General features: G+C 68.1%; 29 protein-coding genes and 1 pseudogene. 17 read left to right on the top strand and 13 right to left on the bottom strand.

From position 1 onward, the window contains the following. From ABDZ95_RS05985 to ABDZ95_RS05970, 4 genes are all read left to right on the top strand, one after another. The gene (locus ABDZ95_RS05985; protein ID WP_343791692.1) at positions 1-516 is read left to right on the top strand and encodes a methylated-DNA--[protein]-cysteine S-methyltransferase; all 516 of its coding nucleotides are present in this window, start codon (positions 1-3) and stop codon (positions 514-516) included. 70 nt (positions 517-586) lie between these two features. After that, positions 587-1,267 carry an LPXTG cell wall anchor domain-containing protein gene (locus tag ABDZ95_RS05980; protein WP_343791691.1) on the top strand — a complete coding sequence of 227 codons (681 nt, stop codon included), beginning with the start codon at positions 587-589 and terminating at the stop codon, positions 1,265-1,267. After that, a complete protein-coding gene (locus ABDZ95_RS05975) occupies positions 1,260-1,469 on the top strand; it encodes a helix-turn-helix transcriptional regulator (RefSeq protein ID WP_343791689.1) in 210 nt (69 codons plus the stop codon). Before ABDZ95_RS05980 ends, ABDZ95_RS05975 begins: the two co-directional genes overlap by 8 nt. 145 nt (positions 1,470-1,614) lie before the next feature. After that, entirely contained in the window at positions 1,615-2,448 is an 834-nt protein-coding gene (locus ABDZ95_RS05970; RefSeq protein ID WP_343791687.1) for a sulfite exporter TauE/SafE family protein, read from the top strand. 3 nt (positions 2,449-2,451) lie between these two features. Here ABDZ95_RS05970 and ABDZ95_RS05965 read toward each other — a convergent pair whose 3' ends face one another. Together ABDZ95_RS05965 and ABDZ95_RS05960 are read right to left on the bottom strand one after the other, a co-directional pair. Next, entirely contained in the window at positions 2,452-2,961 is a 510-nt protein-coding gene (locus ABDZ95_RS05965) for a retropepsin-like aspartic protease family protein (RefSeq protein ID WP_343791685.1), read from the bottom strand. Between the two features lie 244 nt (positions 2,962-3,205). Next, positions 3,206-3,436: a DUF1289 domain-containing protein gene (locus ABDZ95_RS05960; RefSeq protein ID WP_343791683.1), complete on the bottom strand. Its 231-nt coding sequence runs from the start codon at positions 3,434-3,436 to the stop codon at positions 3,206-3,208. A gap of 154 nt (positions 3,437-3,590) precedes the next feature. Here ABDZ95_RS05960 and ABDZ95_RS05955 point away from each other — a divergent pair, with 154 nt between their 5' ends. Then, the gene (locus ABDZ95_RS05955; RefSeq protein WP_343791681.1) at positions 3,591-3,749 is read left to right on the top strand and encodes a hypothetical protein; all 159 of its coding nucleotides are present in this window, start codon (positions 3,591-3,593) and stop codon (positions 3,747-3,749) included. Positions 3,750-3,994: 245 nt separating this feature from the next. Continuing rightward, positions 3,995-4,792 (top strand): crotonase/enoyl-CoA hydratase family protein, encoded by a 798-nt coding sequence (locus ABDZ95_RS05950; protein WP_343791679.1) that lies wholly within the window; start codon positions 3,995-3,997, stop codon positions 4,790-4,792. Positions 4,793-4,795: 3 nt separating this feature from the next. On the opposite strand, the gene ABDZ95_RS05945 is transcribed toward ABDZ95_RS05950, so the two are convergent. Then, positions 4,796-5,944 carry an MFS transporter gene (locus ABDZ95_RS05945; protein ID WP_343791677.1) on the bottom strand — a complete coding sequence of 383 codons (1,149 nt, stop codon included), beginning with the start codon at positions 5,942-5,944 and terminating at the stop codon, positions 4,796-4,798. Positions 5,945-5,997: 53 nt separating this feature from the next. Here ABDZ95_RS05945 and ABDZ95_RS05940 point away from each other — a divergent pair, with 53 nt between their 5' ends. After that, the gene (locus tag ABDZ95_RS05940; RefSeq protein WP_343791675.1) at positions 5,998-6,864 is read left to right on the top strand and encodes a LysR family transcriptional regulator; all 867 of its coding nucleotides are present in this window, start codon (positions 5,998-6,000) and stop codon (positions 6,862-6,864) included. 9 nt (positions 6,865-6,873) lie between these two features. On the opposite strand, the gene ABDZ95_RS05935 is transcribed toward ABDZ95_RS05940, so the two are convergent. From ABDZ95_RS05935 to ABDZ95_RS05925, 3 genes are read right to left on the bottom strand one after another with little or no spacing between them, the layout of a single operon-like run. Continuing rightward, a complete protein-coding gene (locus ABDZ95_RS05935) occupies positions 6,874-7,893 on the bottom strand; it encodes an HlyD family secretion protein (protein WP_343791673.1) in 1,020 nt (339 codons plus the stop codon). A gap of 26 nt (positions 7,894-7,919) precedes the next feature. Beyond that, the gene (locus ABDZ95_RS05930) at positions 7,920-8,675 is read right to left on the bottom strand and encodes an ABC transporter ATP-binding protein (RefSeq protein WP_343791671.1); all 756 of its coding nucleotides are present in this window, start codon (positions 8,673-8,675) and stop codon (positions 7,920-7,922) included. Beyond that, a complete protein-coding gene (locus ABDZ95_RS05925) occupies positions 8,672-9,844 on the bottom strand; it encodes an ABC transporter permease (protein ID WP_343791669.1) in 1,173 nt (390 codons plus the stop codon). The genes ABDZ95_RS05930 and ABDZ95_RS05925 overlap by 4 nt, the downstream gene beginning before the upstream one ends. A 195-nt stretch (positions 9,845-10,039) precedes the next feature. Here ABDZ95_RS05925 and ABDZ95_RS05920 point away from each other — a divergent pair, with 195 nt between their 5' ends. The 3 genes and pseudogenes from ABDZ95_RS05920 (at position 10,040) to ABDZ95_RS05910 (ending at position 14,407) form a co-directional block, all read left to right on the top strand. After that, positions 10,040-12,133 (top strand): S46 family peptidase, encoded by a 2,094-nt coding sequence (locus tag ABDZ95_RS05920; RefSeq protein ID WP_343791666.1) that lies wholly within the window; start codon positions 10,040-10,042, stop codon positions 12,131-12,133. Positions 12,134-12,138: 5 nt separating this feature from the next. After that, positions 12,139-12,322: pseudogene (locus tag ABDZ95_RS05915) on the top strand (hypothetical protein); the annotation flags it as partial. 12 nt (positions 12,323-12,334) lie between these two features. Then, positions 12,335-14,407: a S46 family peptidase gene (locus ABDZ95_RS05910; protein ID WP_343791664.1), complete on the top strand. Its 2,073-nt coding sequence runs from the start codon at positions 12,335-12,337 to the stop codon at positions 14,405-14,407. Positions 14,408-14,481: 74 nt separating this feature from the next. Here ABDZ95_RS05910 and pgsA read toward each other — a convergent pair whose 3' ends face one another. The 4 genes from pgsA to ABDZ95_RS05890 are packed head-to-tail and all read right to left on the bottom strand — an operon-like array spanning position 14,482 to position 18,172. After that, entirely contained in the window at positions 14,482-15,117 is a 636-nt protein-coding gene (gene pgsA / locus ABDZ95_RS05905) for a CDP-diacylglycerol--glycerol-3-phosphate 3-phosphatidyltransferase (protein ID WP_343791662.1), read from the bottom strand. A 60-nt stretch (positions 15,118-15,177) separates the two neighbouring features. Then, the gene (locus ABDZ95_RS05900) at positions 15,178-15,789 is read right to left on the bottom strand and encodes a carbonic anhydrase (protein WP_343791660.1); all 612 of its coding nucleotides are present in this window, start codon (positions 15,787-15,789) and stop codon (positions 15,178-15,180) included. A 21-nt stretch (positions 15,790-15,810) separates the two neighbouring features. After that, positions 15,811-17,697: an excinuclease ABC subunit UvrC gene (gene uvrC, locus ABDZ95_RS05895; RefSeq protein WP_343792281.1), complete on the bottom strand. Its 1,887-nt coding sequence runs from the start codon at positions 17,695-17,697 to the stop codon at positions 15,811-15,813. Between the two features lie 49 nt (positions 17,698-17,746). Beyond that, positions 17,747-18,172 (bottom strand): DMT family transporter, encoded by a 426-nt coding sequence (locus tag ABDZ95_RS05890; RefSeq protein WP_343791658.1) that lies wholly within the window; start codon positions 18,170-18,172, stop codon positions 17,747-17,749. Positions 18,173-18,363: 191 nt separating this feature from the next. Between ABDZ95_RS05890 and ABDZ95_RS05885 the strand changes: the two genes are divergently transcribed. The 5 genes from ABDZ95_RS05885 to ABDZ95_RS05865 all read left to right on the top strand — a co-directional run bounded on the left by ABDZ95_RS05885 (position 18,364) and on the right by ABDZ95_RS05865 (position 21,107). Then, positions 18,364-19,122, top strand: a complete 759-nt coding sequence (locus ABDZ95_RS05885) for an SDR family oxidoreductase (protein ID WP_343791656.1) — start codon at positions 18,364-18,366, stop codon at positions 19,120-19,122. A gap of 4 nt (positions 19,123-19,126) precedes the next feature. Further along, positions 19,127-19,522 carry a dihydroneopterin aldolase gene (gene folB, locus ABDZ95_RS05880; RefSeq protein WP_343791654.1) on the top strand — a complete coding sequence of 132 codons (396 nt, stop codon included), beginning with the start codon at positions 19,127-19,129 and terminating at the stop codon, positions 19,520-19,522. A gap of 72 nt (positions 19,523-19,594) precedes the next feature. After that, the gene (locus tag ABDZ95_RS05875; protein WP_343791652.1) at positions 19,595-20,287 is read left to right on the top strand and encodes a hypothetical protein; all 693 of its coding nucleotides are present in this window, start codon (positions 19,595-19,597) and stop codon (positions 20,285-20,287) included. 12 nt (positions 20,288-20,299) lie between these two features. Then, positions 20,300-20,704 (top strand): hypothetical protein, encoded by a 405-nt coding sequence (locus ABDZ95_RS05870; RefSeq protein WP_343791650.1) that lies wholly within the window; start codon positions 20,300-20,302, stop codon positions 20,702-20,704. 115 nt (positions 20,705-20,819) lie between these two features. Beyond that, positions 20,820-21,107 (top strand): GNAT family N-acetyltransferase, encoded by a 288-nt coding sequence (locus ABDZ95_RS05865; protein WP_343791648.1) that lies wholly within the window; start codon positions 20,820-20,822, stop codon positions 21,105-21,107. A 2-nt stretch (positions 21,108-21,109) separates the two neighbouring features. Here the strand turns inward: ABDZ95_RS05865 and ABDZ95_RS05860 are convergent, their stop codons facing one another. Further along, complete coding sequence (locus tag ABDZ95_RS05860; protein WP_343791646.1) at positions 21,110-22,096, bottom strand: SDR family oxidoreductase; 987 nt, start codon at positions 22,094-22,096, stop codon at positions 21,110-21,112. Positions 22,097-22,191: 95 nt separating this feature from the next. Here ABDZ95_RS05860 and ABDZ95_RS05855 point away from each other — a divergent pair, with 95 nt between their 5' ends. Continuing rightward, positions 22,192-22,818, top strand: coding sequence for a DUF4126 domain-containing protein (locus ABDZ95_RS05855; protein WP_343791644.1), 627 nt, complete (start codon positions 22,192-22,194; stop codon positions 22,816-22,818). Here ABDZ95_RS05855 and ABDZ95_RS05850 read toward each other — a convergent pair. Continuing rightward, positions 22,815-23,126: a hypothetical protein gene (locus ABDZ95_RS05850; protein ID WP_343791642.1), complete on the bottom strand. Its 312-nt coding sequence runs from the start codon at positions 23,124-23,126 to the stop codon at positions 22,815-22,817. The two genes, ABDZ95_RS05855 and ABDZ95_RS05850, sit on opposite strands and share 4 nt — an antisense overlap. 97 nt (positions 23,127-23,223) lie before the next feature. Then, on the bottom strand, positions 23,224-24,237 hold the full coding sequence (gene dusA, locus ABDZ95_RS05845) for a tRNA dihydrouridine(20/20a) synthase DusA (protein WP_343791640.1): 1,014 nt from the start codon (positions 24,235-24,237) through the stop codon (positions 23,224-23,226). Positions 24,238-24,409: 172 nt separating this feature from the next. Here dusA and ABDZ95_RS05840 point away from each other — a divergent pair, with 172 nt between their 5' ends. Beyond that, the gene (locus ABDZ95_RS05840; RefSeq protein WP_343791638.1) at positions 24,410-24,979 is read left to right on the top strand and encodes a DUF4142 domain-containing protein; all 570 of its coding nucleotides are present in this window, start codon (positions 24,410-24,412) and stop codon (positions 24,977-24,979) included. Positions 24,980-25,020 lie beyond the last annotated feature (41 nt).

The following is a 25,020-nucleotide window of genomic DNA, read 5'->3' as shown; positions in this document are numbered from 1 at the left end:
ATGATTCCGCGCCTGACCACCAGCACCCTGCCCTCGCCCGTCGGCCCTCTGGCGATCGCCACGGACGAGCAGGGCCGTCTGCGCGGCGTGTCGTTCGGCGACGGTCTGACCAAGGCGATGCGGCGCGAGTATCCGCGCGCCAGCTTTCTCGAGGACGAGACGCCGACGGCGGTGCGCGAGGGCATCGACGCCTATTTCGCCGGCGACATGGACGCCTTCACGCGCATCCCTTGGACGCTGGAGGACGCGGCGGCGGACGGCGGGTTCCAGGCGCGGGTCTGGGTCGCCCTGTCCGAGGTGCCGGCCGGGACGACGATCACCTATGGCGAGATGGCGAAGCGCGCCGGAGAGGCCAGTGCGGCGCAGGCGGCGGGCGTGGCCCTGAACCGTAACCCGATCCCTCTGGTCCTGCCGTGTCACCGCGTCATCGGGGCGGACGGCGCCATGGTCGGCTTCGGCGGCGGGCTGGAGCGCAAGACCTGGCTGCTGAGGCACGAAGGCGCGATCCTGATCTGACGCTCTTGACTCATGTAACCGATAGGTGACATGTAACCCGTAGGTGACACGCACTTACGGAGGACAGGTTATGGACGACGCCGCACTTCAGACGGAGGTCCGCAAGCGCCGCGGGCTCTACCGTGGCGCGTTGATCGCGGCGGCGCTGGGCTCGGTCGCGACGGCGGTCGGCTTCGTGGTCGGCCTGCCGAAGACCGGGGACGAGGCGACAGGCTGGGGCGTGCTGGCGGGCGCCGGTCTCGTGATCGCGCTGGCTGGAGTGATCTCGGCGCTGCTGCTGCGTCCGGGACGGCACTGGACACCCGAGGGCGAGCAGACAAAGCGCGACCGGCTGCAGGGCCAGCGTGCGTATCAGCTGTGGCTGTTCCCGCTGGTGACACTCGCCTTCCTGGTACAGGCGACGTTCGCACTTCAGGACATCCTGTCCGGAGAGGGCGGGTTCGGAGACTATCTGAGTGTCGCGCTGCCGGTAATCTACGCCTGGATTGTCGCGGCGATCGCCATGGGCTGGGATCATCTGACCCGGACGAACAAGCGCTACATGGAAGATGAGCTGACGTCTGTGCTGAGGGCGCGGGCGATCGCGGCGGCTTTCATCGTCATGATGGCCGGCGGGACGATTGCCTTCGGCCTGGGCCTTTGGCGCACGGACGCCGCAGTCGTGGCCCTGCCCTTCGTGCTGGCGGCCGGCGGCGCCGCGGCGGGCATCCGCTACGCCTGGCTGGATCGGGAGTTCGGCAAGGATGGGTGATCCACGACTGGCGTCCCGCCTCAAGGAGGCGCGGCTCGCGGCCGGACTGACGCAGGCTGAGCTGGCCGAGAGGGCCAGCGTGTCGCGCAAGACGATCAACACGGTCGAAAACGGGATATTCACCCCCTCGACCATCATCGCGCTGAGCCTCGCGCGGGCGCTGGAGCTGAAGGTCGAGGATCTGTTCTGGCTGGCTGAATAGGGATTAGGGGCTACGGATTAGGGACCAGGGGGCTTGAGCAGTTAAGTGCTGTTCTGTGTGGCGGCTTCATCGGAGCGCCAGCGAATTTCTCATCCCTAGTCCCTAGTCCCTAGCCCCTAATCCCAGTCCTTGGTCCCTCCCCACCATGACCACCCTCCCCCTGACCGAGCTCCTGACCCTGCTGGCCGCGATGGTCGCGGCGGGGTTGTTCGGGGGGATCGTGGCCGGGCTGTTCGGCGTGGGCGGCGGGACGGTGATCGTACCGGTGCTGTTCTACGCCTTCGAGGTTCTGGGCGTCGGCGGCGAGGCCAATCTGCACGTCGCGGTCGGCACCAGCCTGCTGACCATCGTGGCGACCAGCTGGCGGTCGCTGGGGGCGCACCGGGCGCATGGCGCGGTGGACGAGGCCGTGCTGAAGAGCTGGGCGCCCTGGGTCGGATTCGGCGGTCTGGTCGGGGCGGCGATCGCGGGCATCGCCTCGATGGAGGGGTTGGCGATCGTCTATGGCATCTGTCTGGCTCTGATCGGCCTGCAGCTGGGTCTGCTGCCCGAGCGGTTCACCCTGGCGAAGGAGGTGCCGACCGGTTGGGGGCGTCGTGTCGTCGGAACCGGGATAGGAAGCCTGTCGGCCATGATGGGGATCGGCGGCGGCAGCTTCGGCGGCTTGATGATGACCCTGTGCGGACGGCCGATCCATCAGGCCGTGGCGACGGCCTCGGGCTTCGGCGTCGCCATCGGCGCGGCCGCGACACTGGGCTTCGTGGTGTTCGGCTGGGATGCGCTGGGGCGGCCGCCGCTCTCGGTCGGCTACGTCAACATTCCGGCGGCGATCATCATGGGCGGGCTGACCACCGCCGTGGCGCCGTACGGAGCCCGGCTCGCCCACCGGCTGGACCGGAAGCTGCTGCGCCGGATCTTCGCTATCTACATGGTGGCGACGGCCCTGTCGGTCGTGATCAAGGCCTTCCTGCCGGCCTGACGATCAGGGGCGCAGGGTCAGGGCGGCCGGCGTGGCGGTGAAGCCCGACAGGCGGCCCAGATAGCTCATGCCCAGCAGCGAGTGCGGCAGCCCCTGCTGCACAACGAGAGCCTCTACCTTGTCGACGTGCGTGCCGGCGACGGCGACGGCCTTCAGCTCGACACGAGCGGCGGCGACCGGCCCGGAGGCTGTCACGACGGTGGCGGTGAAATCCTCGGGCTTCAGCTTCAGCCCCAGACGGGCGGCGTCCTCGGGCGTCAGGGCGACCACGCTGGCGCCGGTATCGACCATCACACGGACGGCGCGACCGTCTATCATCGCCTCGGCCCAGTAGTGACCATCGGCGGCCTTCAGCACCTGGCCGGGCTCGCCCCGCGCGGGCATGACTACGGCGGGAACCTCGGCGGCCTGGGCCTGACCGCGCAGGCCGGCTTGATCCATCCACCAAAGGACCGCCAGCGAAGACGCGACGGCCATGCCCACGACGGCGGCGGAGGAAAGATCGAAACGCATGAACAACGCACTCGCGGAAACGGTCGCCGCTTCTGCGGCGCATGCGTCTTGTCCCATGTAGCGATTGGGATGCGGTGAAGGAGGATGGTGGACGGCGGGTTAAGCGGAGGGACTAGGGACTAGGGACTAGGGGCCAGGGATTGGGGAATACCGCGATGACCTCAACGCCTCGGTTGCCGACCCTGCGCCCGCACCGTGTCGCGCCCCACTGTAATCCCTAGTCCATAGCCCCAATCCCTGGCCCCTAGCCACCCAGCTTCGCCGGATCGATGCGGTCGCGACGGGACGGGAGCTCCGCCATGATCGCCGCGCGCTGATCGTCGGTCAGGCTGCTCCAGCCGCCGATCTCCTGCAGGGACCGGAAACAGCCCAGGCACAGGCCCGTCGGGCCATCGACGATACAGACCTTGACGCAGGGCGTGGCGATGGCGCGGGGCGGACCGGGGCGTGGCGTGGGAGTGACAGTTGATGACATCGGTGCAAAATATGGTCCGCTAGCGGAGTAAAATGAGTTGACGTTTCGGCACGGTGAACCTACCTTGACCATGACGCGAAACGACTAGGAGGGTGAAAACCCCTGTAAGCACGACGTGTCTCTTTTCATCGTTCAACGAAAGGAGACATCACAGATGAACGACAAGGACCGCAACCTCCAGCACGCCATGATGAGCTTTGCGCTCTTCGGCGGAATGCTGGTGAACACGAAGAACACCAACGGCGCCGGCGATCGCATGATCAGCCACCCGTCCAACTTCGTGCCGATCAAGATCGACAAGGCGCGCCGGTAGGGCGAGACCGTCATCCTGACACACCGCAGAGCCCCGGCCGAAAGGCCGGGGCTTTGTGCGTTTGGGGAGTGATTGGTAGTTAGTGGTTAGTGGGAGCAAGAGATCATGCGCTCTGCGGCACCGGCCAGACCGTGATCGCCACATCCACTCGCGCGATCAACCACTCATCACTAACCACCAACCACTTCGCACGCACCGGCTCCTTGCGATTTGTCTCCGCCGCCAGTTTCCGGCACAGCCGTCCCATGACCCTGATCCGCACCGAGCGCCGCGGCGCCATCGAACTCTGGACCCTGGACCGGCCCGACCGGCTGAACGCCTTGCCCGACCTGGAGGACGGTGAGGCGTTCGCCGCCGCCTGCGAGCGGGTAAACGCCGACCTGTCGGTGCGCTGCGTGGTGCTGACGGGGGCCGGCCGAGCCTTCTCGGCCGGCGGCGACCTGAAGGCCATGCGCGAACGGCGGGACCTGTTCGAGGGCTCGGGCGCCGAGATTCGCGAACGCTATCGGCGGGTGGTGCACCGGATCGTGCGCTCGCTCTACGGGCTGGAAGTGCCGCTGGTCAGCGCCGTGAACGGCCCGGCCATGGGTCTGGGCTGCGACATCGCCGGGCTGGGCGACATCCGTATCGCCTCGGAGACCGCCTCGTTCGGCGTGCCCTTCCTCAAGCTGGGCATCCTGCCGGGCGACGGCGGCGCGTGGCTGATGCCGCGCAACGTCGGCTATGCCCGCGCGGCCGAGATGCTGTTCACCAGCCGGGTGCTGGATGCGCAGACCGCCATGGAGTGGGGACTGGTCAGCCGGGTCGTCGCGCCCGAGCGGCTGATGGACGAGGCCATGGCCATCGCCGGCGACATCGCCGCCCAGGCGCCGCACGCCCTGCGCATGACCAAGGCCCTGCTGCGTCAGGGCCGCGACGCGACCTTCGACCAGATCCTCGAGATGACCGCCGCCATGCAGGCGCTGGCCCACCTGACGGAAGACCACCTCGAAGGGGTGTCGGCCTCGCTGGAGAAGCGACGCGGGACGTTCGAGGGGCGATAGGCCTCACTCGCCGGCCGGGGCCAATCCGAACGTCAGGGCGCACACGCCGAGGCAGATCAGACTCGATAGCGCCAGCGCCAACAGGGGCGACGCGTCTATGGTGAGCGCCCAGGCCGCGGGCGCCACGGCCTGAAAATAGCGCGCGGGCGTCAGGATCATCGCCTGCCGCACGGCGTAACGCTCCGGGCCGAAGACATGCAGCGGAAGAACGCCCGAGGCCGTGGACAACAGGCCGTTACCCGCCCCCTGCCCGACCGCCAGCAATGGCGCCAGCTTCGCACCACCGAAGACCGCCACGGCCGCCCCGAGCGGATGAAACAGACTGGCGAGGCGGACGGTCAGAACCGGATGCGACCGGTGCAGGACCAGCAGATCGAACAGGCGCGCCGCCAGAGCGCTGGCTCCCATCAGTCCGGCGGCCCAGGCCGCGCGAGCCGGCGTCATGCCGAGCCCTTCCAGCAGCCGCGGCAGATGGGCGCCCATGGCTGTGGCGACCACCCATCCGCCGGCGAACAACGCGGCGATCTGGATCATGCGGCGATCCCAGCGCAGTCGGCCACGCGCGCCTTCGGGTTCGGCGGGTCGGGGCGATCGCTTCGGCAGGAGGAAGACGGTAAGCGGCAGGCAGACGAGAAGATGCGCCGACGCCCAGACCACGCAGGCGAGCCGCCAGTCGAAGGCCTGCAGCAGCATCCGGCTGGTCGGCCAGCCAAGCGCGCCGCCCAGCGCGCCCAACATGGCGACCTGGGTGATGTAGGGCCGCGCTCCCTGACCGTGGATCTCCACCAGAATGGCGAAGGCCGAACTGTAGAGGCCGATGGCCATGCCGACGCCCAGACCGACGATGGCGATGACTGCGACGGCGGGAGATGGCGCGGCAGCCAGCAGGAGCAGCGCCGCCGCGAACACCACGTGCGCCCAGCCCTGCATGCGACGGCCTCCATGTCGTTCCAGCCATCTGCCCGCGGCCGGCGTCAGGATGGCGGACACGAGGAAGGCGGCGGACAGGGCGAGGAACAACCAGCCGGAAGGGATATCGAGCTCGGCGGCGATCGGATCGGCCAGCACGCCGAGCAGGTAGTAGCTGGAGGCGAAGGCGACGATCTGACCGAGGCCGAGCACGGGGGCGACGAGGCGGGAGCGGATATCCATGCCGCTGCATCGCGACGTTGCGGCGGCGCGGAAAGCGACTTATCGGTCGCCTGATGTTCGATAAACTCACATCAGGAAAGGCGCTGCCCTCGCTGAACGCCCTGAGGGCGTTCGAAGCCATGGGGCGAACAGGGTCGGCGACACTGGCCGCGGCGGAATTGAACGTCACCCACAGCGCAGTGAGCCGGCAGGTGAAGGCGCTGGAGGCCGCGCTCGGCCTGCGCCTGTTCGAAGGGCCGCGAAACCAGCTGAAGCTGACGACGCGGGGACGCACCCTGCTTGTCGGACTGACGGCGGGTTTCGATGCGGTCGCCGACGCCGTGCGCAGTGTCCGGACCGCGGACGAGGTGCATCTGGCGGTTCATCCGAGTCTGGCGGTGAAATGGCTGGTGCCGCGGTTGCCCACCTTCGAGGCGGCGCATCCCGACATCCATCTGCATCTGAGCGAACTGGAGCCCCGGGCGATGCGGCAACGCGGCGCCGACATCGCCATCCGCTTCGTGGACGCCGATGATCTGGATCGGCCGGGCGTCGAGGTGCTGGCGCGCAACCGCATCGGTCTGGTCTGCACGCCGCGCGTGGCGGAGCAACTGGAGACGGCGTCCCGGCTGACCACGCGGACACGCGAGAGCGCCTGGGGAGAGTGGACCACGTTGGCGGGGCGCGCCGCACCCTCAGGCCCGGAGCGGGCGCTGGCGCATCTTCACATGACCCTCGACGCCGCGACGGCCGGACTCGGCGCGGCGGTCCTGCCGCATTGCATCGCGCATGACGCGCTCGCCGCCGGGCAGCTGATCCCCCCTCACGGCTTCGTCGAGGACAAGGGCGCGCTTGTGGCTATCCGACTGGCCGGAGACCCGACCCGCAGCGAACGCAGGGTGTTGCGCTGGCTGCGGGAGCTGGCGGTCGAAACCCGGTAGGCCGGGACGTCAGCCCTGACGCTGGGCCGGTTGCTGCATCGCGCGGTTCGCCGGGACGCCGGTCGACGTGGCGCGGGCGGCGCCGGCGGTTTCGCCGGGCTTCATGAACTTGACCAGCACGCGCTGGCCGATCAGCAGCGGGGCGTCGCCGGCGCTGACGACGACCTCCACGACGCGCTCGTCCGAACGCTGCGAGGGGTCGTCGGAGGCCAGTTTGCGGGCGCCGAAGACGGCGGCGCGACGCAGGACCGAGCCGATATAGACCTTGGACGGATCGCCTTCCGGCGTGATCTCGACGGCCTGGCCGGCGGTGATGTTCGGGATGTCCGACTCGACGATCTCGGCGCGGGCGATGCGCGGGGCGTCGGGCTCCAGATCGAACATGTTCGACACGTTCAGGGTCGAGGCCCCAGCGCCGGGGTTGGCGTAGCGGCGGACGATGCGGCCGTCGGCCGGTGATCGGATCACGGTCAGTTCGACGTTGTAGGCCGCCTGATCGCGACGGGCGCGGGCGGTCTGGACGGCGGCCTGCTGCGAGGCCAGACGGGCCTGGGCGGTGGCGATGGCGTCGCGAGCCTGATCCATACGCTGGGCGGCGACGAAGTTGGTGGCGACCAGACGCTCCAGACGCTCGGCCTCGCGCTGGGCCGTGCGGATGTCGACCTGGATCAGACGCAGCTGGCTCTCGGCGGCGGCGAGGTCGGCATTGGCCGTCTGCAGCGACAGGCGCGGCTCGTCGTCTTCCTGACGGGCAAGGATCTGGCCGGCGACGACGCGGTCGCCTTCCTGCACCAACACCTCACGGACGACGCCGCCGCGACGGGCCGCGATCTGGATGATGCCGCCCTCGATATCGACCTTGCCGTTGGCGATGGCCGCATAGGGGCTCTCGACGCGCTCGGCCGCAGCCTTCTCGTCGGCGGCCTTCTTCTTCGCGGCGTTGCCCTGCACCATGAAGAAGCCGACAGCGAGGACGACGATCAGGGCGACGCCGATCCAGAGCCACTTGTTTTTGAGGAAGGCAGGCATGGTGGTTCCCGGTTCTCGGAGTGCGGTCAATGGGACGCCAGGGCGGCGTCGGGATTGGGCGTGCGGCGCTGGTCGTCGATGATGACGCCGTCTTCGATGTGGATGACCCGGTCGGCCCAGGCCTCGAGGCGCGGGTCGTGGGTCACGCAGATGACGGCGGCGCCATGCTCGGTCGCGGCGCGGCGCAGCAGACGGATGACGACCTGACCGTTCTCGCCGTCGAGGGCGGAGGTCGGCTCATCGGCGAACAGGATGTGCGGATCCTTGGCGAGGGCGCGGGCGATGGCGACGCGCTGCTTCTCGCCGCCGGACAGTGCCGCCGGGCGCTGGTGCAGGCGATGGCCGAGACCGACCTCCTCGAGGGCGGTCGTGGCGCGCTTCTTCGCATCGGCCTTGGACAGGCCCTGGAACTTCAGGACGGTCTCGACCTGCTGCAACGCCGTCAGGGCGGGGAACAGGTTGAACCCCTGGAAGATGAAGCCGCAGTGGTCGAGGCGGAATTTGTCGATCCGGCCGGTGGAGAAGCCCCACAGGTCATCGACGTCGAGCGCATCCACCCGCCCTTTTTCGGGACGCAGCAGGCCGGACAGGGCGGCGATCAGCGTCGACTTGCCCGAACCGGACGGGCCCATGACCATGGTCAGGTCGCCGTGGCGCGCATCGAAATCGACGCCTTTCAACACCTCGACGAACGACTTGCCGGACTTGAACCGCTTCACGAGGCCCTTGGCCTCGATAGCGAAGTCGCCGTGTTTTCCGTGAACCTTCGTCTTCGTGCTCATCGCAGCAGGTCCGCCGGTTGGCTGTTCTTGAGGATGCCGAGCGACAGAAGTCCGGACAGCATGGCGATCAGGATCAACCCGCCGCCCACGACGATGAGCAGGATCGGCGGCAGGGCGATAATTACGGCGTTCATGGCGGCTAGGGCCTTGATCAACAGGGTCAGGCCAATGGCTGCGAGCACGCCGACGCAGCCGACCCAGAAGCTGAGCTCCATGACGATGCGGCGCAGGCTGCCCATGCCGACGCCAAGGGCGCGCAGCGAGGCGAACTCCTTGATGTTGGCCATGATGGCGCCGCGCAGGGTCTGCCAGGTGATGGCCACGCCAATGATGGTGCCCAGCACCACGCAGCCGCCGATGATGATGACGAGGATGCCTTCCTCGAACATGGCGCCGGCGTTGGCGTCGGCCAGTTGCTGGCGCGTCCAGGCCTTCCACTGGCCTGCGCCCTGTTCGTTCAGTTCGGCAGCGACACGCACCGCCTGGGTCGGATCGTCCAGCTTGACCATCAGGGGACCGACGCGAGGTCCGGTGTCGGCCTGACCCAGCATGCGCAGGGTGTCGCGCGACATGATCACGGTGGACTGCATCATGTTCGGATAGCCGCGGGTCACGCCAACGACCGTGACGGTCTGGCCGTTGTACAGGGCCTTGTCGCCCAGCTTCACGCCCAGCTTGGCCAGCGCGGTTTCGTCGATGGCGACGGTGTAGGGCTGGCGCAGGGCATTCACCAGCTCGGGCGAATAGTCGGTCGGGATGGTCACCGACCCCGGCGTGGTGTCGATGATGCTGCTCTGCACATAATTCATGCGCGGCGCGCCCTGCCGAGCCCGTTCGGCCTGCGACATGGTCGGGTCGAAATTCTTGACCGACTGGAACGAGCCGCCGGCTCCGTCCAGCGGCTGGACCTCGACCACCGAGGGATTGCGGTAGGCCTGCGGAATGAACCGACGCGGCACACCGGACGGGCCGCCAATCAGGCTCTTGGCGCCCGGCTGCATGATGATGATGTCGGCGCCCGACCGCTCGATCGTGGCGGTGAAGCCCTTGCCGATGCCGATGAAGACGCCGGTCATGGCGAGCACCAGCAAGCCCGACAGCGCGAGCGCCATCACGGCGGCCATATAGCGACGCCACTCGAACAACAGGGTGGAAAGCGCAAGCGACATTAACTGGACGTGTCCCCCGACATGGACCGCTATCTGACGACCGGTTTGGTTGGGGCCAAGTTAAATCGGGGTAAGGCGATCAACGATCACCGAGCACCAGCCTGCTGAGCCTGTGGACTGATACGCCGTAACGGGTCTAGGTATCGCTCCGCAAAGGTCAGGCGACGTCAGCCGACCTGTCGGGAGAAGTCCACAATGCTGTTCCGTTCGCTGCGGGCCGCCGTCACGGCGACCGCTTCCATCGTCGCCGTAGGCGGCGTCATGGCCATCATGGGCGCCGCGTCGCCGGCGAAGGCCGATGAAGGCATGTGGACCTACGACAATTTCCCGATCCAGACGGTCAACCAGCGTTACGGCACCCGCATCGACCAGGCTTGGCTGGACCGGGTCCGCAACGCCTCGGTCCGGATTCAGGGCTGCTCGGCGTCGTTCGTGTCTGAACAGGGCCTGATCCTGACGAACTGGCACTGCGTGGTCGGCTGCTCGCAGGAGCTGTCGACGCCGGAACAGGACTTCGTGAAGAACGGCTTCATGGCCGCGACCCGCGAGGAAGAGCGTCGCTGCCCCGGTCAGACCGCCGAGGTCCTGACCGAGATCGTCGACGTCACCGACCGCGTGCTGGGCGCCGGTCAGGGGCTTGAAGGCGCCGCCTTCAACGCCGCCCGCTCGGCCGAGATCAACCGCATCCAGACCGAAGCCTGCGCCGGCGACGAAAAGTTCAACTGCCAGGTCATCAGCTTCTACCGCGGCGGCAAATACGCCCTGTACAAGTTCCGCAAGTATGACGACGTCCGCATCGTCTTCGCGCCGGAAAACCAGGCCGCCTTCTTCGGTGGGGACCCCGACAACTTCAACTTCCCGCGCTACGCCCTCGATGCCGCCTTCCTGCGCGCCTACGAGAACGGCCAGCCGGTGAACGTCGGCACGAACTTCCTGCGCTGGAACCCGAACGCTCCGGCCGAGGGCGACGTGACCTTCGTCTCGGGCAACCCCGGCTCGACCTCGCGCCTGCTGACCATGAGCCAGCTGGAGCGCCTGCGTGATCAGCAGCTGCCGATCACCCTGATCCAGGCGTCGGAACTGCGCGGCCGCCTGCTCGAATATTCGCTGACCGGCGACGAGGCCAAGCGCGTCTCGTTCGACCCGATCTTCGGCCTCGAGAACAGCTTCAAGGTCTTCTACGGCCAGCAGGGCGCCCTGACCGATCCGGCCTTCATGGCGACCAAGCGCGAGGCAGAGAACGAGCTGCGCGCCCGCGTCGCGGCCGACCCGGCTCTGGTCCAGCAGATCGGCGATCCATGGGGTGATCTGGAGCGCGTCCAGACCGTGGCCCGCGACCTGTACCTGCCATTCCGCCAGCTGGAGCAGTCGGCCGGCGGCGGCTCGCAACTGTACGCCTATGCCCGCGCCATCGTCCGCGCCTCGAAGAACCCGAACCGGACGGACGCCCAGCGCGCCCAGATGGCCACCGCGATCGGCGCCGAGACGCCGATCTACACGGACATGGAAGAGATCCGTCTGCGCTACTGGCTGTCGAAGACGCGCGAGTATCTGACGGTCGACCATCCGTCGGTGAAGACCCTGCTGGGTCGCGAGAGCCCCGAGGCCCTCGCCGAACGCCTGATCGCCGGGACGAAGCTGGCCGATCCGGCCTTCCGGACCCAGGCGCTGTCGATGACCACGGAAGAGCTGATCGCCGCCGATCCGCTGTTCGCCTTCGTGGCCGCCAACGACGCCGACGCCCAGGCGATCGGCGCCCGCTGGGCCGCCGAAGTCAACGCCCCGACCTCGCGCGCCGCCGAAAAGGTCGCCCAGGCCCGCTTCGCGGTCTACGGCACCAACCAGTATCCGGACGCCACCTTCAGCCTGCGCCTGTCGTACGGCCAGGTGCAGGGCTGGACCTACCGCGGCGTAACCGTGCCGGCCTTCACCAACATGGGCGGCGCCTATGAGCGTGCAACCGGCTCGGAGCCGTTCAACCTCGCGCAGGCCTTCATCGACAACGAAAGCCGCGTGAACAAGGAGACGGTCTTCGACTTCGTCTCGACCAATGACATCATCGGCGGCAACTCGGGCTCGCCCGTGATCAACGCCGCCGGCGAAGTCATCGGCACGGCCTTCGATGGCAACATCCACTCGCTGGGCGGCTCGTTCGGCTACGACGGCGAGCTGAACCGGACGGTGTCGGTCTCGACCGCCGCCGTCACCGAAGCCCTGCGCAACATCTACCCCAGCCCGCGCCTGCTGCAGGAACTGGGTGTGGATCGTCCGCAGCGCCGTCGGCGGTAAATGCTCTGACGGATAGCCTTGTCGCCTTGCGGGAGAAGGTGTCAGGCGAAGCCTGACGGATGAGGGGTCGCTCCGGTCTTGCCGGGCGGCCCCTTCGTCTGCATGGTCGCCGCCTCCTTCGGCAATCGCCGACAGAACCCCTCATCCGACCCGCTGCGCGGGCCACCTTCTCCCGCAAGGGGAGAAGGGAAGGAGTTGAATATGCGCTACGCCCCCGCCCTCGCCGCCGCCCTGCTGACCCTCGCCGCCGGTTCGGCCGCCAAGGCCGAGGAAGGCATGTGGACCTTCGACAACTTCCCCATCGCGCGGGCGAACCAGACGCTGGGCACCAGCATCGATCAGGCATGGCTGGATCGGGTGCGCCTGTCGTCGGTGAAGTTCGGCGGATGCTCGGCCGGTCTGGTCTCGGCCGAGGGGCTGGTGATGACCAACAACCACTGCGTCGCCACCTGCGTGGCCAACCTGTCGACGCAGGCGATCAACTACGCCGAGACCGGCTTCAGTCCGCGCACCCGCGAGGAAGAGCTGAAATGCCCCGGCGGCTCGGCCGAAATCCTGACGGACATCGCCGACGTGACCGAGCGGATGCACGCCGCCGGCGCCGGTCTGGAGGGCCAGGCCTTCACCCGCTCCCGTGACGCCGAGGCCAGCCGGATCGAGCAGGAAGCCTGCGGCGGCGCAGCCGACAAGCGCTGTCAGGTTGTCAGCCTGTACCGCGGCGGCCAGTTCAAGCTATACACCTACAAGAAGTTCTCGGACGTGCGTCTGGCTTGGGCCCCGGAGGATCGTGCGGCGACCTTCGGCGGCGATCTGGACAACTTCAGCTTCCCCCGCTTCGCCATCGATGCGGCCTTCATCCGCCTGTACGAGAACGGCGCGCCGGCGCAGACGCCGACCCACTTCACATGGAACGCCGGCCAGCCCGTCGAGGGCACGCCGGTGTTCGTCTCGGGCAGCCCCGGCGCGACCCAGCGCCTGCTGACGCAGGACCAACTGTTCAGCGTGCGAGACGTGGTCCTGCCGATGGACCAGCTGATCGCCTCGGAACTGCGCGGCCGCCTGATCCGGTTCAGCGAGGAGAGCGAAGAGAACGCCTTCATCGCCATGGACCCTATCGTCAGCATCGAGAACACCTACAAGCGCGGTCTGGGCCGGATGCGGGCGCTGACGGACGCCCAGTTCATGACCATGAAGGCCGAACAGGAAGCCGACTTCCGCCAGCGCGCCGAGGCCGGCGCGGGCGACAACAATCCGTGGACGACCCTGACCTCGGTTCAGCCGATCCTGCGCGAGAGCTATGCCGCCTACGCCTTGCTGGAAGGCGGTACGGGCATCGGCACAACGCCGGTCGCCGGCGGCTCGCAGCTGTTCCTCTGGGCCCGCACGCTGGTGCGCGGCGCGCAGGAGCGGGCCAAACCCTCGGCCGAACGTCTGCCCGAGTTCGCCGACAGCCGCCTGGCCGGCGTCCAGTCCGGCCTTTTCGCCGAGCGCCCGGTCTACAAGGCGCTGGATCAGGTCCGGATGGAGTGGTGGCTGTCCAAGACCCGCGAGTGGCTGACGGTCGACAATCCGAACGTCCGCGCCCTGCTGGGCAATGAATCGCCGGAACAGCTTTCGGCCCGCCTGATCGAGGGCACGACCCTGGGCGATCCGGCCGTGCGCCGCGCGCTGTGGGAAGGCGGCCTGGCCGCCATCGAGGCGTCGAACGATCCCCTGATCCAGTATCTGCTGTCGATCCAGGACGAGACCCGCGCCGTGCGCTCGGACTGGGAGGCCCGCGTGCAGGCGCCGACCGACCGGGCCTCGGAGCGTCTGGCCGCCCTGCGCTTCCAGACCTATGGCGACAGCGTCTATCCGGACGCCACCGGCACCCTGCGCCTGACCTACGGCCGGATCGAGGGCACGGACGTTCCGGGTCAGCGCTTCGGCGCCTTCACCACCTTCGACGGCCTGTGGGATCGCGCGACCGGCGCCGCGCCGTTCGACGTCGCGCCGAAGCTGCTGGCCGCGCGCGAGCGGATCGACGGCGACACGGTGCTGAACATGGCGGTGTCGTCGGACACCATCGGCGGCTCGTCGGGCTCGCCGGTCGTGACCGCCGCGGGCGAGATCGTCGGAGCGAACTTCGACTCGACCGTCCTGACCCAGCGCAACGCCTACGGCTACGACGTCAACGTCAACCGCTCGGTGATCGTGACCACCGGCGCGGTGACGACGGCGCTGCGCGATGTGTATGGCATGCAGCGGCTGGTGGACGAGCTGGGGGTTCGCTGAGACGCGGTTATCGACTGAAACGAGAAAGGGCGGCCCGACGGGCCGCCCTTTTTTGTTGTTCGTAACCGTGAGCCCTACAGCTGGCTCATCTTCTGCTGGGCCTTCGAGAAATACTGCCAGCCGGTCCAGAGGGTGACGATGGCGGCCAGCCAGATCAGGACGTAGGCGAAGACCTGGAAGTGGGGCTGGAATTCCAGCGGCAGGCCGAAGCCGTCCCACAGCAGGGCGATCTGCAGGGCGCCGAGCGCGACCATCTGCAGGACCGTCTTCCACTTGGCCAGCAGGGTGACCGGCAGCTTGACCTTGCCGGCCACGGTCTCGCGCAGGGCCGAGACGGCGAACTCGCGGAACAGGATCAGGCCGCAGGGGATGGCGATCTGAGGCAGGGCGCCCCAGGCCAGCACGCCCAGGATGGCGCCGGTGATCAGAACCTTGTCCGCGATCGGGTCGAGGATGGCGCCCCATCGGGTCGTCGAGTGCCAGCGGCGGGCGAGGAAGCCGTCGATCCAGTCGGTCGAGGCGGCGATCACGAAGATGATGAAGGCGGTCCGGCCGAAGCGGAACTGGTCGTCCGGCGACAGATATTCCGACAGCACCGGAATGCCCTGCGGCGCAGCGCCGGCCAGGATCAGGAACATCACCACGCCCGCGAACAGGCGCAGGCCGGTCAGGATGTTGGGAATCGGGTTGGCGTGAGGATTGGGGGTCATGATCGGGCTCCGGTCCTTGAACGTCCGTCTGCCACGCTTCGCTGCATCAGGCGAGCGAGATCAGTCCAACGGGACGAAAGGCCCCGGCCCCTTGAGCGCCCGAAGGATGCCGTCGGCGATGCCGAAATGCAGGCCGATCAGCTTCAGCTCGCCCGCATCTTCTCGCTCGGCGATCCAAGGGAAGGTGCGCAGATTGTCCAGCGACAGCCGCACCACGGCCTCCTCGGCGGCCTGTCCCTGTTGCTCGAGCGCGACCTCCTCGCAGACGCGGCGCACGGTCGGGCGGCCCTGTTCGACCCACGGACCGACGAAATCCTGAACGCTTTCGGGCGTGCCGTTGATCATGGCGTTCACCCCGCCGCAGGCCGCGTGGCCCATGACGACGATGCGCGAGACCTTCAGCACCTTGACCCCGAACTCCAGCGCCGCCGAGACGCCGTGCAGATGGCCGTCGGGCTGGTAGGGCGGAACGAGGTTGGCGACGTTGCGCACGACGAACAGCTCGCCCGGCGCGGCGTCGAAGATCAGGGCCGGATCGGCGCGGCTGTCGGAGCAAGCCACGATCAATGTGTGCGGCTTCTGGCCCTTGGCCAGCGCCTCGTACTCGGCCCGGGCCTCGGGCCAGCGCTCTTCACGGAAACGGCGATAGCCGGCGGCGATCTGATCGGTCATGGGGGCCGTTCTAGGCGCAGATCACGGCTTGCGGAAGAAGGCGTGGATACGTTCGGCCAGCGCCTGGCTGACGCCGTCGACCTTCACCAGATCGACGACCGAGGCGCGGCCGACGCCCTTGGCGGAGCCGAAGGCGTGCAGCAGGGCCTTCTTGCGGCCCGGTCCGACGCCCTCGATCTCGTCCAGCGGATTTTTGCGGATGTCCATCGAGCGACGCTTGGCGTGCGCGCCATTGGCGAAGCGATGCGCCTCGTCGCGCAAACGCTGGATGTAGTAGAGGGCCGGCGACTTCAGCGGCAGCATGAAGGGCGGCTTGCCGGGCACGAAGAAATGCTCCTTGCCCGCGTCGCGATCCGGCCCCTTGGCCACGCCGACGGCGAGGATGTCGTCCAGCCCCAGATCGGCCAGCACCGCCTGCACCTCGGCCAGTTGGCCGGCGCCGCCGTCGATCAGCAGCAGGTCTGGACGTTCGACCTCCTCGCCCTCGTCCTCGTCCTTCACGAGGCGGCTGAAGCGACGGCGCATGACCTCGCGCATCATGCCGTAGTCGTCGCCGGGGGTGAGCTCGTCGCCGCGGATGTTGAACTTGCGGTACTGGTTCTTCCGGAAGCCCTCGGGGCCGGCGACGATCATGCCGCCGACGGCGTTGGTCCCCTGGATGTGGGCGTTGTCGTAGACCTCGATCCGCTCCGGCACGCTCTCCAGCCCGAAGGCCTCGCAAACCTCGTCGAGGATCTTCGACTGGGCTGAGCTCTCGGCCATCTTGCGGCCCAGAGCCTCGCGGGCGTTGGTCAGGGCGTGGTCGATCAGGGCCTTGCGGTCTCCGCGCACGGGCTTATCGATCGAGACCACCCGGCGGCCGTCGTCGAGCCTGGCCTTCATGGAGAAGGCCTCTTCCAGCAGCTCCTTCTCGTGCGGGACGACGTTGGACAGGATCTGCCGCGGCACCGGCTTGTCCTCGTAGAACTGGCCGAGGAAGGCGGCGAGGATTTCCGGGTCAGTGTCGGACTTGTCGACGCGGGGGAAGTAGGCGCGGCCGCCCCAGTTCTGGCCGCCGCGATAGAAGAAGACCTGCACGCAGGCTTGGCCGCCATCGGAATGGAGGGCGAAGACGTCGGCCTCGGCCACGCCCTCGGCGCTGACCGAGTTCTCCATCGAGATAGCCGAGAGGGCGCGGATTCGGTCGCGGACGCGGGCGGCCTGTTCGAAGTCCATGTCGTCGGAGGCGGCCTGCATCTCCGTCGACAGACGGCCGATCACCGCCCGCGACTTGCCACGCAGAAACTGCTCGGCCTCGCTGACCAGCTCGCCGTAATCCTCAAGGCTGATCAGGCCGGTGCACGGCGCCGAGCAGCGCTTGATCTGATGCAGCATGCAGGGCCGGGTGCGGGTCTCGTAGACGCTGTCCGAACACGATCTCAGCAGGAAGGCCTTCTGCAGGGTGGTCAGGGTCCGGTTCACCGCCCAGGTCGAGGCGAAGGGGCCAAAATAGTCGCCCTTGATGGTGTGCGCCCCGCGATGCTTGCGGACCTGAGGCGCGCGGTGGTCGCGGCGGATCATCAGTTCGGCGAAGCTCTTGTCGTCGCGCAGCACGACGTTGAAGCGGGGCTTCAGCTTCTTGATGAAGTTGGATTCCAGCAGCAGGGCCTCGGTTTCCGAGGCCGTGACCACCAGCTCCATCGAGCGGGTCAGCGACACCATCATGCCGATGCGCTGGGTGTGGAAGCGGCCTTGGGCGTACTGGAGGATGCGCTTCTTGATGGACCGCGCCTTGCCGACATAGAGGCAGGCGCCGTCCTCGCCGTACATGCGATAGACGCCCGGCTTGTCGGGCGCACGCCGGGCCTCGTCGCGGATCAGGTCCGCGGCCTTCAGCGCCGAATCGGGGGCAGGCGTCTCCTCGGTCATCGGCGGCAATATAGGCGTCCGGGCGCTGTCGCGAAGCGTCAGCAGACGCCTAGAAGCGCCGAACCATCAGCACGCCCCCGATCACCAGGGCGACGCCGGCGAGGCGGCCGAGGCTGATCGGGCTCTGGGGCGAACCGAAGGCGCCGAAATGGTCAAGGATGATGCCGATCAGGAGCTGTCCGGCGACCATGAGGGTGATGGTCAGGGCGACGCCCAGACGCGGCACGCCCCACGCCGCCGCCACCACGAAGACCGCGCCGTAAAGTCCGCCGATCCAGGCGTACCAAGGCAGGTTGCGGGCCGCGACCATGTCCGGCTTCGCCTGCAGAATCATCGCCAGGATACCCAGCGCCGCCGTGCCGACGGCAAAGGAGACGAAGGCGGCGTTCACCGGCGAGCCGACGGCCGTCATCATCTTGGCGTTGGTCGGCGCCTGAAGGGCGGTGGCGCCGCCGGCGATGACGACAGCGATCATGGAGAGCAGCATCGGGTTCATGCGCTGACGATAGCCGCCTTTGGCGTCTTGAATAGCGGGCTCGGCTTGAAGATTTTCAGGCGGCGCTCTATTGCGGGCGGCAAGACAGGAGCTTTCCATGCTGGCCCTCTACATCATCCTCGGCTTCGTCGCCGTTCTCGCCGCGATCAACTTCATCGAGTTCGGCCGGGTTGACTAAGCCCCCTGCCGATCGCGGCGCCGCGCTGGTCACCGGCGGCGGCAAGCGGATCGGACGGGCGATCTGTCTGGAGTTGGCGCGCGCCGGCTTCGACATCGTGATTCACTATCGCGGATCAAAGGGCGCGGCAGAGGCCGTGGCCGACGAGGTGCGCGCGATCGGCCGCCGGGCGGCGACGGTCGCCGGCGACCTGTCGAACGAGGGCGAGGTCCGGGGAATCGTCCCCGCCGCCGTCGAGGCCCTCGGGCCGCTGACCGCGCTGGTCAACAATGCTTCCATGTTCGAGGACGACCGCGTCGGCGGGCTGGCTCGCGACAGCTGGGACGCGCACATCGAAACCAATCTGCGGGCGCCGATCGTCCTGATCGAGGCCTTCGCGGCGCAGGCGGACAAAGGTGGCTGCGTGGTCAACCTGCTGGACCAGCGCGTACTGAAGCCGGATCCGCGCTTCTTCTCCTACGCCCTGTCGCGCAACGGCCTGTGGTGGGCGACGCGGACGATGGCGCAGGCGCTGGCGCCGCGCATACGTGTCAATGGTGTCGGGCCGGGTCCGACCCTGCCGTCGATCCACCAGACGGCCGAGGATTTCGCCGCCGAGGCCGCCGGGACCCTTCTCGAAAAACCCGGCAGTCCGGACGCCGTCGCCGCCGCCGTGCGTTGGCTGGTGGACTCGGATCTGGTCACCGGTCAGATGATCGCCGTCGACGGGGGCCAGCATCTCGCCTGGAAGACCCCGGACATTCTGGAGTAGCCGCGTGGCCGCACCGTCCCCCCTGCCCTTCCCCGCGAGCGGCGCGCCGGTCCGCGAGGCGATGACCGTCTTCGTGAGCGGTCTGGAGGTCGCCGCCGGCATCGGCGTGTACGACCACGAGCACGGTCGGCTGCAGCGCCTGATCATCGATGTGACTCTGGAACTGACCCCGGCGCCGATCGAGCATCTGGCCGACACCATCAACTACGAGACCGTCGCCAATGCGGCGCGCGCGATCGTCGCAGCCGGGCACATCGGCCTGGTCGAGACCTTCGCCGAGAAGCTGGGTCTGGCCATGCTGGAAGACCTGCGGGTCCGCCGCTGCACGGTTCGGATCGAGAAGCCGGGCGCGCTCGGTGGCGAGGCCGTGCCGGGCTGCGAGCTGGTTCTGGCGCGCTAGAAGAGCCGATGGCCGGTTGCGCCTCGCGAGCGGGGCCGTCATACCTTGGCTTAAGGAATTGAAGGACCTCCGATGGCCGAACCCGGCGATCCCAAAGCTCCGGCAGACCATCCGGACGACCACGACGACCTGATCGGCTTCTCGAGCGCCGCGTCGTTGCATGGTCGTGCCCGGGAGGTCGAACCAGCCCCCGAGCCTGTCGCCGAACCGGAGCCCGCCGTCGCGGCGGCGGAGCCCGAGCGCGCTCCGCCCCCGGAGCCGGAACCCGACCTGTTCACGCCACGCGCCGAGGTCCGCCCGGAGCCGGAACCCGAGCCCGCACCGGTGATCGCTCCGGCGCCTGCCCCCCGTCCGGCTCAGGCGCAGTCGATCTTCGAGGCCTCGCCGGAGTTCGCATCGAAATCCCGCCGCCGCCCGCTGGTGCCGGAAGCTCCGGGCAGCATGGGCCTGTACGCCGTCTACGCCCTGATCCTGTTCGCCGTGCCGACGCTGGGCGTCTCGGCCGTCGTCGGCCTGCTGGCGGTGACCGGGCGAGAAGGCCCGGATTTGCCGCCGTCACGCTCGCACTTCGTCTATCAGCAACGGACCCTGTGGGCCGCGGCCGTCGCCGCCGTCGCCGGGGTGATCCTGCTGGCCGCGCCGTTCGCGCTGGGCGTGCCGGTGCTTTTCCTGCTGGCGCTATGGACCGTGATCCGCGGGGCGTCCGGTGTCTGGAACCTGAAGTCCGGCAAAGCCATTTCCGATCCCCGAAGCTGGTGGATCTAGAGGAGAGCCCGCATGTCCTACGTGCCCCCCGAACAGCGTGATCGCGCCGACTATCGGAGCGGCGGCGAACCCGAGGGTAAGGTCGCGGCCTTGGCCGTCTGGGCGCTCTACATCCTGTCGATCCCTAGCGCGAACATCCTGGTTCTGGTCGGGCTGGTCGTGGCCTATGCCGCGCGTGGAACGGCCACCGGCCTCGCCCGCGAGCATATGGACGCGCAGATCCGGCTGTTCTGGTCGGTGTTCTGGTGGACCATCGCCTGCTGGATCGCGATCGTGGTCAGCATCATCGCCTCGATGGTCCTGATCGGCATCCCCTTCCTGATCGTGTTCGGCATCCTGTGGTTCCTGATCAGCGTCTGGTTCACGGTGAAGAGCATCTTCGGCATCCTGAACCTGCTGGGCGACCGCGCGCCCTGAGCGCGGATCTGGCCTGTCGAACACAGTCCCCAGGCAATCCTTCTTCCGCATGGAACGGGCGGGCGCTCTTCGTGTTGGCGGATCAGTCAGTCCGCCAGTGCAAGGAAGCCCGCCGATGACCGATCTCCGTGACGTTCGCGCCGAGCAACGATTCGAGCAGGGCTTCGTCGATCCGGAAGGCCAGGTCCGGGCCGTCTTCGCCGACTATGCCGTTCAGGGCGACACGCGAGTGATCCTGCACGTCGAGGCCGACCCGGCGCTGCGAGGCAGCGGCGCTGCCGGCAAGTTCATGCAGGCGCTGGCGGATCATGCGCGAGTGGAGAAGCTGAAGTTGGCTCCGCGATGCAGCTATGCGGTCGCGTGGTTGAAGCGGCACCCGGAGTACGACGACGTGGTGGCCTGAGCTCACCCACCGCCGTAGCCGCCGATGATCGGCAACACCTCGCCGGTGATGTAGCTGGAGCACTGGGGCGAGGCGAGGAAGACGAACGCAGGCGCGATCTCCTCGGGTTGCGCGGGGCGTTTCATCACCGTCTGAGAGCCGAATTTCGAAGTCGCCTCGGCGTCCTTGTCGGCCGGGTTCAGCGGTGTCCAGACCGGGCCGGGCGCGACGACGTTCACCCGAATGCCGCGCGGGGCCAGATGGGTGCCCAGCGAACGCGCGAAGGCATGAATGCCGCCCTTTGTCATCGAATAGTCCAGCAGATCCTGATTGCCCATGATGCCGGTGACCGAGCCGGTCATCACGATCGAGCCGCCCGCCTTCAGATGCGGAACGGCCGCCTTCACAAGGTTGAAGTAGCCGTAGAGGTTGGTCTTCAGCGTCCGGTCGAAATGCTCGAAGGTCAGGTCCTCGAGCGCCTCGACATGCTCCTGGAAGGCGGCGTTGGGGACGACGACGTCGAGACGACCGAAGGCGTCCAGCGTGGCTTTCACCGCCGCCTCGGAGAACGCGGGGTCGGAGACGTCACCCTTCAGGACAATGGCCTTGCGGCCTTCCGCCTCGACGGCAGCCTTCGTGTCGGCGGCGTCCTCCTCTTCATCGAGATGGCAGATGGCGACGTCACAGCCCTCGCGGGCGAACAGGACGGCGACCGCACGGCCGATGCCGCTATCGCCGCCGGTGACGATCGCCGCCATGCCGTCCAGCTTGCCGGAGCCCTTCCAGAACGGGGCGTCGTACATGGGCGCGGGATCGAGCCGGGCCTCATCGCCAGGCTTGGTCTGGTGCTGTTTGGGGAAGGGCGGCTCGGGGTACTTTCGAGCGCCGGCCTGAACAGCCCCGCCGTCATTGTCGTCGCCCGAGCCAACATCCTTCGCGTCGATCTCGGCCTGGATCTTGCGCTCCTGATCGGCGATGCGATCGGCGGCGGATTCGAAACGGTCGGTCATTGCGGGTTCCTCGGGCTTGTGTCCTGCGAACAAGCTGTGGGAGCGTCGGGACGTTCCCGAACGTTGTGATGCGCAACCGGGACGCAGGAGGCCTCATGCCCGAACTCGACATGGATGCCGTCGGCACGGCGCTGGGGCCGTTGCAGGTGTGGGTGTTGCCCGCGCTGCTCGGGCTGGGGCTGGCGTCGGCGACGGGGCTGCGAACCTTCCTGCCGCTGCTGATGCTGGCGCTGGCGGCGAAGTTCGAACTGTTCGGCGTGCGCCTGATCGATCAGATGGAGTGGATCGTGTCGTGGCCGGCGATCGCTGCGCTCGGGACGGCGGCGACGGCCGAGTTCGCGGGGGACAAGATCCCGGCGGTCGATCACTTCCTGAACGCCATTGGCTATGTCGTGCGGCCTCTGGCCGGGGCAGTAGCGGCAGGCAGCGTGTTCTGGGCCGTCGATCCGACGGCGGCGGCGATCGCCGGCCTGATCGTCGGCGCGCCGGCCGCACTGGCGTTCAATGCGGCGCAGACCGGGGCGAGGGTGACCTCGACGGCGGCCACCGGCGGGCTGGGCAATCCGGTCGTGTCCTTTATCGAGGACGTGCTCGCGTTCCTGACGGTGATCGTCGCTTTCCTTGCGCCGGTCATCGTTCCGGTCGTGCTGATCGTGCTGGCGATCGTGGTGTTCCGGCTGGCGCGCCGGATCCGGGACCGGAACGAACCCAGACCGGCCTAGAAGGCGCGGCCGACGATGGCTTTCAGCGTCTCGGCCTTTGACGGCAGGTCGGTGACGAGGCGGCTGGCGATCTCGCGGGCGCCGACCGGATAGGCGTCACCGCCGTCTGCGATCTCCTTCGCGAGGGCGGCAGCTTCGAGCAGCGCCTTTTCCAGCACCTCGACCTGTTCGACGGCGAGGGCGCGGGCCTCGAGCTGGAGCCTTCTGACCCGGTCGGCCGTGGTCTCCGGCTGACGCATCAGGTCGTAGACTTCGGCCTCGGCGTGGACGAGGCGCAGATCAGGTTTCGCAGGCGGTCGCTTGGGCATGGCTTGCTCTCCTGCAAAGCCAATGCGGGTGCGACGCCGACGTTCCGGAACAAACCGTCGTTACGCCACAGCTTGTGGACAGTGTGGCGCTGAAGACTCAGGCCGCCTCGCGGCGCGCCTCGGCCTCGCGCACGGCGTCGACGGCGCGGTCCACGACCTCCAGCCCCGCGCCGGGACGGATGGCTTCGACCGTCAGGATGCGGCGGAAGGCGCGGGCGCCCGGACGACCGTGCATGAGCCCCAGCATATGGCGCGTCATGGCCGGCAGATGGACGCCCTCGGCCAGACGGGCGGCGAGGTAGGGCTTGTAGCGCTCAATGGCCTCATAGGCGTCGACGTCCGGCGTCGTGGCGCCGAACAGGCGGCGATCCGCCTGACCCAGCAGGCCCGGCTCGTGATAGGCGGCGCGGCCCAGCATGACGCCGTCCAGCTGGACATCGTCGGCGGCATCCAGATGGGCTTCGGCCTCGTCCAGCGAGCCGATGCCGCCGTTGATGGTGATGGACAGATGCGGACGCTCGCGCTTCAGCCGGCGCACCAGACCGTAGTCCAGGGGCGGCACGTCGCGGTTCTCCTTCGGCGACAGGCCCTTCAGCCAGGCCTTCCGCGCGTGGACGATGAACGTGTCGATACCGACGGCGGCGCAGGCGTCGGCCGTGGCGAACAGGGAGACCTCGGGGTCCTGATCGTCCACGCCGATGCGGCATTTGACGGTGGCCGGAACGGCGACCGCGTCCTTGATCGCTGCCATGCAGTCGGCGACCAGCTCGGGCTCGCGCATCAGGCAGGCGCCGAACTTGCCGGACTGGACCCGGTCGGACGGGCAGCCGACGTTCAGATTGATCTCGTCATAGCCGAAGCGCTCGCCGACCCTGGCGGCCTCGGCCAGCTGCGTCGGATCTGAGCCGCCCAGCTGCAGGGCGACCGGGTGCTCGACCGCGTCGAAGCCCAGCAGGCGCTCGTGGTCGCCGTGCAGAACGGCGGGCGCCGTGACCATCTCGGTATAGAGCAGCGCCCGCGCCGACAGGGCGCGGTGGAACGCCCGGCAGTGCCGGTCGGTCCAGTCCATCATCGGGGCGACGGACAGCCTGCGGTCGAGCGGTTGGCGCATCAGATCCTTGCGGGCGCGAGTTCGAAGGCGCGCTCCATAGCCGAAACCGACGACGATGGCGACGACTGCGCCACCACGCCAGTCGCCGTGTCGCCTTCCGGACAGAAACGGACGTCGCAGGAACCTGCGCCGCGCGCATCGGTTCAGGTGGTCTCCAAGGAGGATTCCCCCGATGCTGAAACCACTTCTCGCAGGCGTAGCCTGCGCCGCCCTGCTCGCTGCCTGTAGCCAGGAAAGCAGCCCCGAACCGGTCGACAAGGCGCAGGATGCGATCTCGGCCCCGGTCGGTCAGGTCTCGGCTGCAACGGTCGGCGCCAACACCGTCGCCGGCTATGTGCCTGCCGCCGCCATGGGCGACATGTACGAAATCCGGGCATCGGACATCGCCCTGCAGCGCTCTCAGAACGCTGACGTCAAGGCGCTGGCGACCATGATCAAGACCGATCACACGGCGGCTTCGAATGCCTTCAAGGCCATGCTGCCCCAGGCCGCGCCGGACGCCACTGTCCCGACCGCGCTGGATCAACGCCGTCAGGGCCTGATCGACAATTTGAGCTCGGCGGCGCCCGCGAATTTCGACATGGCTTGGCTGGACCAGCAGATCGCTGCCCACAACGAGGCGCTGACGTTGCACCGCGGCTTCGCCGATCAGGACTCGCCGCTGTCGGCGCATGCTCGCTCGGTGGTCCCGAAGATCGAGGCCCATCTGCGCGAAGCCGAGCGCCTGAAAGCCGCGATGTAATCGCTTCGCCTGGCGAGTGACCGGGGGCCGGCGTCCTAGAC

This window comes from Brevundimonas kwangchunensis, from assembly GCF_039523815.1.
GTDB lineage: Bacteria > Pseudomonadota > Alphaproteobacteria > Caulobacterales > Caulobacteraceae > Brevundimonas > Brevundimonas kwangchunensis.
Note: the sequence above shows the minus strand (reverse complement) of the source record. Positions and strands in the feature narration are given on the sequence as shown.

What these genes read in the sequence shown, in the direction of transcription:
- ABDZ95_RS05860 (WP_343791646.1), bottom strand. Translation starts at nt 22,096, where the DNA reads ATGACCGACCGTTTCGAATCCGCCGCCGATCGCATCGCCGATCAGGAG.
- ABDZ95_RS05925 (WP_343791669.1), bottom strand. Translation starts at nt 9,844, where the DNA reads ATGTCGCTTGCGCTTTCCACCCTGTTGTTCGAGTGGCGTCGCTATATG.
- ABDZ95_RS05850 (WP_343791642.1), bottom strand. Translation starts at nt 23,126, where the DNA reads ATGCCCAAGCGACCGCCTGCGAAACCTGATCTGCGCCTCGTCCACGCC.
- ABDZ95_RS05840 (WP_343791638.1), top strand. Translation starts at nt 24,410, where the DNA reads ATGCTGAAACCACTTCTCGCAGGCGTAGCCTGCGCCGCCCTGCTCGCT.
- ABDZ95_RS05890 (WP_343791658.1), bottom strand. Translation starts at nt 18,172, where the DNA reads ATGATCGCTGTCGTCATCGCCGGCGGCGCCACCGCCCTTCAGGCGCCG.
- ABDZ95_RS05985 (WP_343791692.1), top strand. Translation starts at nt 1, where the DNA reads ATGATTCCGCGCCTGACCACCAGCACCCTGCCCTCGCCCGTCGGCCCT.
- ABDZ95_RS05975 (WP_343791689.1), top strand. Translation starts at nt 1,260, where the DNA reads ATGGGTGATCCACGACTGGCGTCCCGCCTCAAGGAGGCGCGGCTCGCG.
- ABDZ95_RS05870 (WP_343791650.1), top strand. Translation starts at nt 20,300, where the DNA reads ATGTCCTACGTGCCCCCCGAACAGCGTGATCGCGCCGACTATCGGAGC.
- ABDZ95_RS05955 (WP_343791681.1), top strand. Translation starts at nt 3,591, where the DNA reads ATGAACGACAAGGACCGCAACCTCCAGCACGCCATGATGAGCTTTGCG.
- ABDZ95_RS05910 (WP_343791664.1), top strand. Translation starts at nt 12,335, where the DNA reads ATGCGCTACGCCCCCGCCCTCGCCGCCGCCCTGCTGACCCTCGCCGCC.
- ABDZ95_RS05930 (WP_343791671.1), bottom strand. Translation starts at nt 8,675, where the DNA reads ATGAGCACGAAGACGAAGGTTCACGGAAAACACGGCGACTTCGCTATC.
- dusA (WP_343791640.1), bottom strand. Translation starts at nt 24,237, where the DNA reads ATGCGCCAACCGCTCGACCGCAGGCTGTCCGTCGCCCCGATGATGGAC.
- pgsA (WP_343791662.1), bottom strand. Translation starts at nt 15,117, where the DNA reads ATGACCCCCAATCCTCACGCCAACCCGATTCCCAACATCCTGACCGGC.
- uvrC (WP_343792281.1), bottom strand. Translation starts at nt 17,697, where the DNA reads ATGACCGAGGAGACGCCTGCCCCCGATTCGGCGCTGAAGGCCGCGGAC.
- ABDZ95_RS05935 (WP_343791673.1), bottom strand. Translation starts at nt 7,893, where the DNA reads ATGCCTGCCTTCCTCAAAAACAAGTGGCTCTGGATCGGCGTCGCCCTG.
- ABDZ95_RS05960 (WP_343791683.1), bottom strand. Translation starts at nt 3,436, where the DNA reads ATGTCATCAACTGTCACTCCCACGCCACGCCCCGGTCCGCCCCGCGCC.
- ABDZ95_RS05855 (WP_343791644.1), top strand. Translation starts at nt 22,192, where the DNA reads ATGCCCGAACTCGACATGGATGCCGTCGGCACGGCGCTGGGGCCGTTG.
- ABDZ95_RS05980 (WP_343791691.1), top strand. Translation starts at nt 587, where the DNA reads ATGGACGACGCCGCACTTCAGACGGAGGTCCGCAAGCGCCGCGGGCTC.
- ABDZ95_RS05965 (WP_343791685.1), bottom strand. Translation starts at nt 2,961, where the DNA reads ATGCGTTTCGATCTTTCCTCCGCCGCCGTCGTGGGCATGGCCGTCGCG.
- ABDZ95_RS05970 (WP_343791687.1), top strand. Translation starts at nt 1,615, where the DNA reads ATGACCACCCTCCCCCTGACCGAGCTCCTGACCCTGCTGGCCGCGATG.
- ABDZ95_RS05950 (WP_343791679.1), top strand. Translation starts at nt 3,995, where the DNA reads ATGACCCTGATCCGCACCGAGCGCCGCGGCGCCATCGAACTCTGGACC.
- ABDZ95_RS05900 (WP_343791660.1), bottom strand. Translation starts at nt 15,789, where the DNA reads ATGACCGATCAGATCGCCGCCGGCTATCGCCGTTTCCGTGAAGAGCGC.
- ABDZ95_RS05875 (WP_343791652.1), top strand. Translation starts at nt 19,595, where the DNA reads ATGGCCGAACCCGGCGATCCCAAAGCTCCGGCAGACCATCCGGACGAC.
- ABDZ95_RS05945 (WP_343791677.1), bottom strand. Translation starts at nt 5,944, where the DNA reads ATGGATATCCGCTCCCGCCTCGTCGCCCCCGTGCTCGGCCTCGGTCAG.
- ABDZ95_RS05865 (WP_343791648.1), top strand. Translation starts at nt 20,820, where the DNA reads ATGACCGATCTCCGTGACGTTCGCGCCGAGCAACGATTCGAGCAGGGC.
- ABDZ95_RS05920 (WP_343791666.1), top strand. Translation starts at nt 10,040, where the DNA reads ATGCTGTTCCGTTCGCTGCGGGCCGCCGTCACGGCGACCGCTTCCATC.
- ABDZ95_RS05940 (WP_343791675.1), top strand. Translation starts at nt 5,998, where the DNA reads ATGTTCGATAAACTCACATCAGGAAAGGCGCTGCCCTCGCTGAACGCC.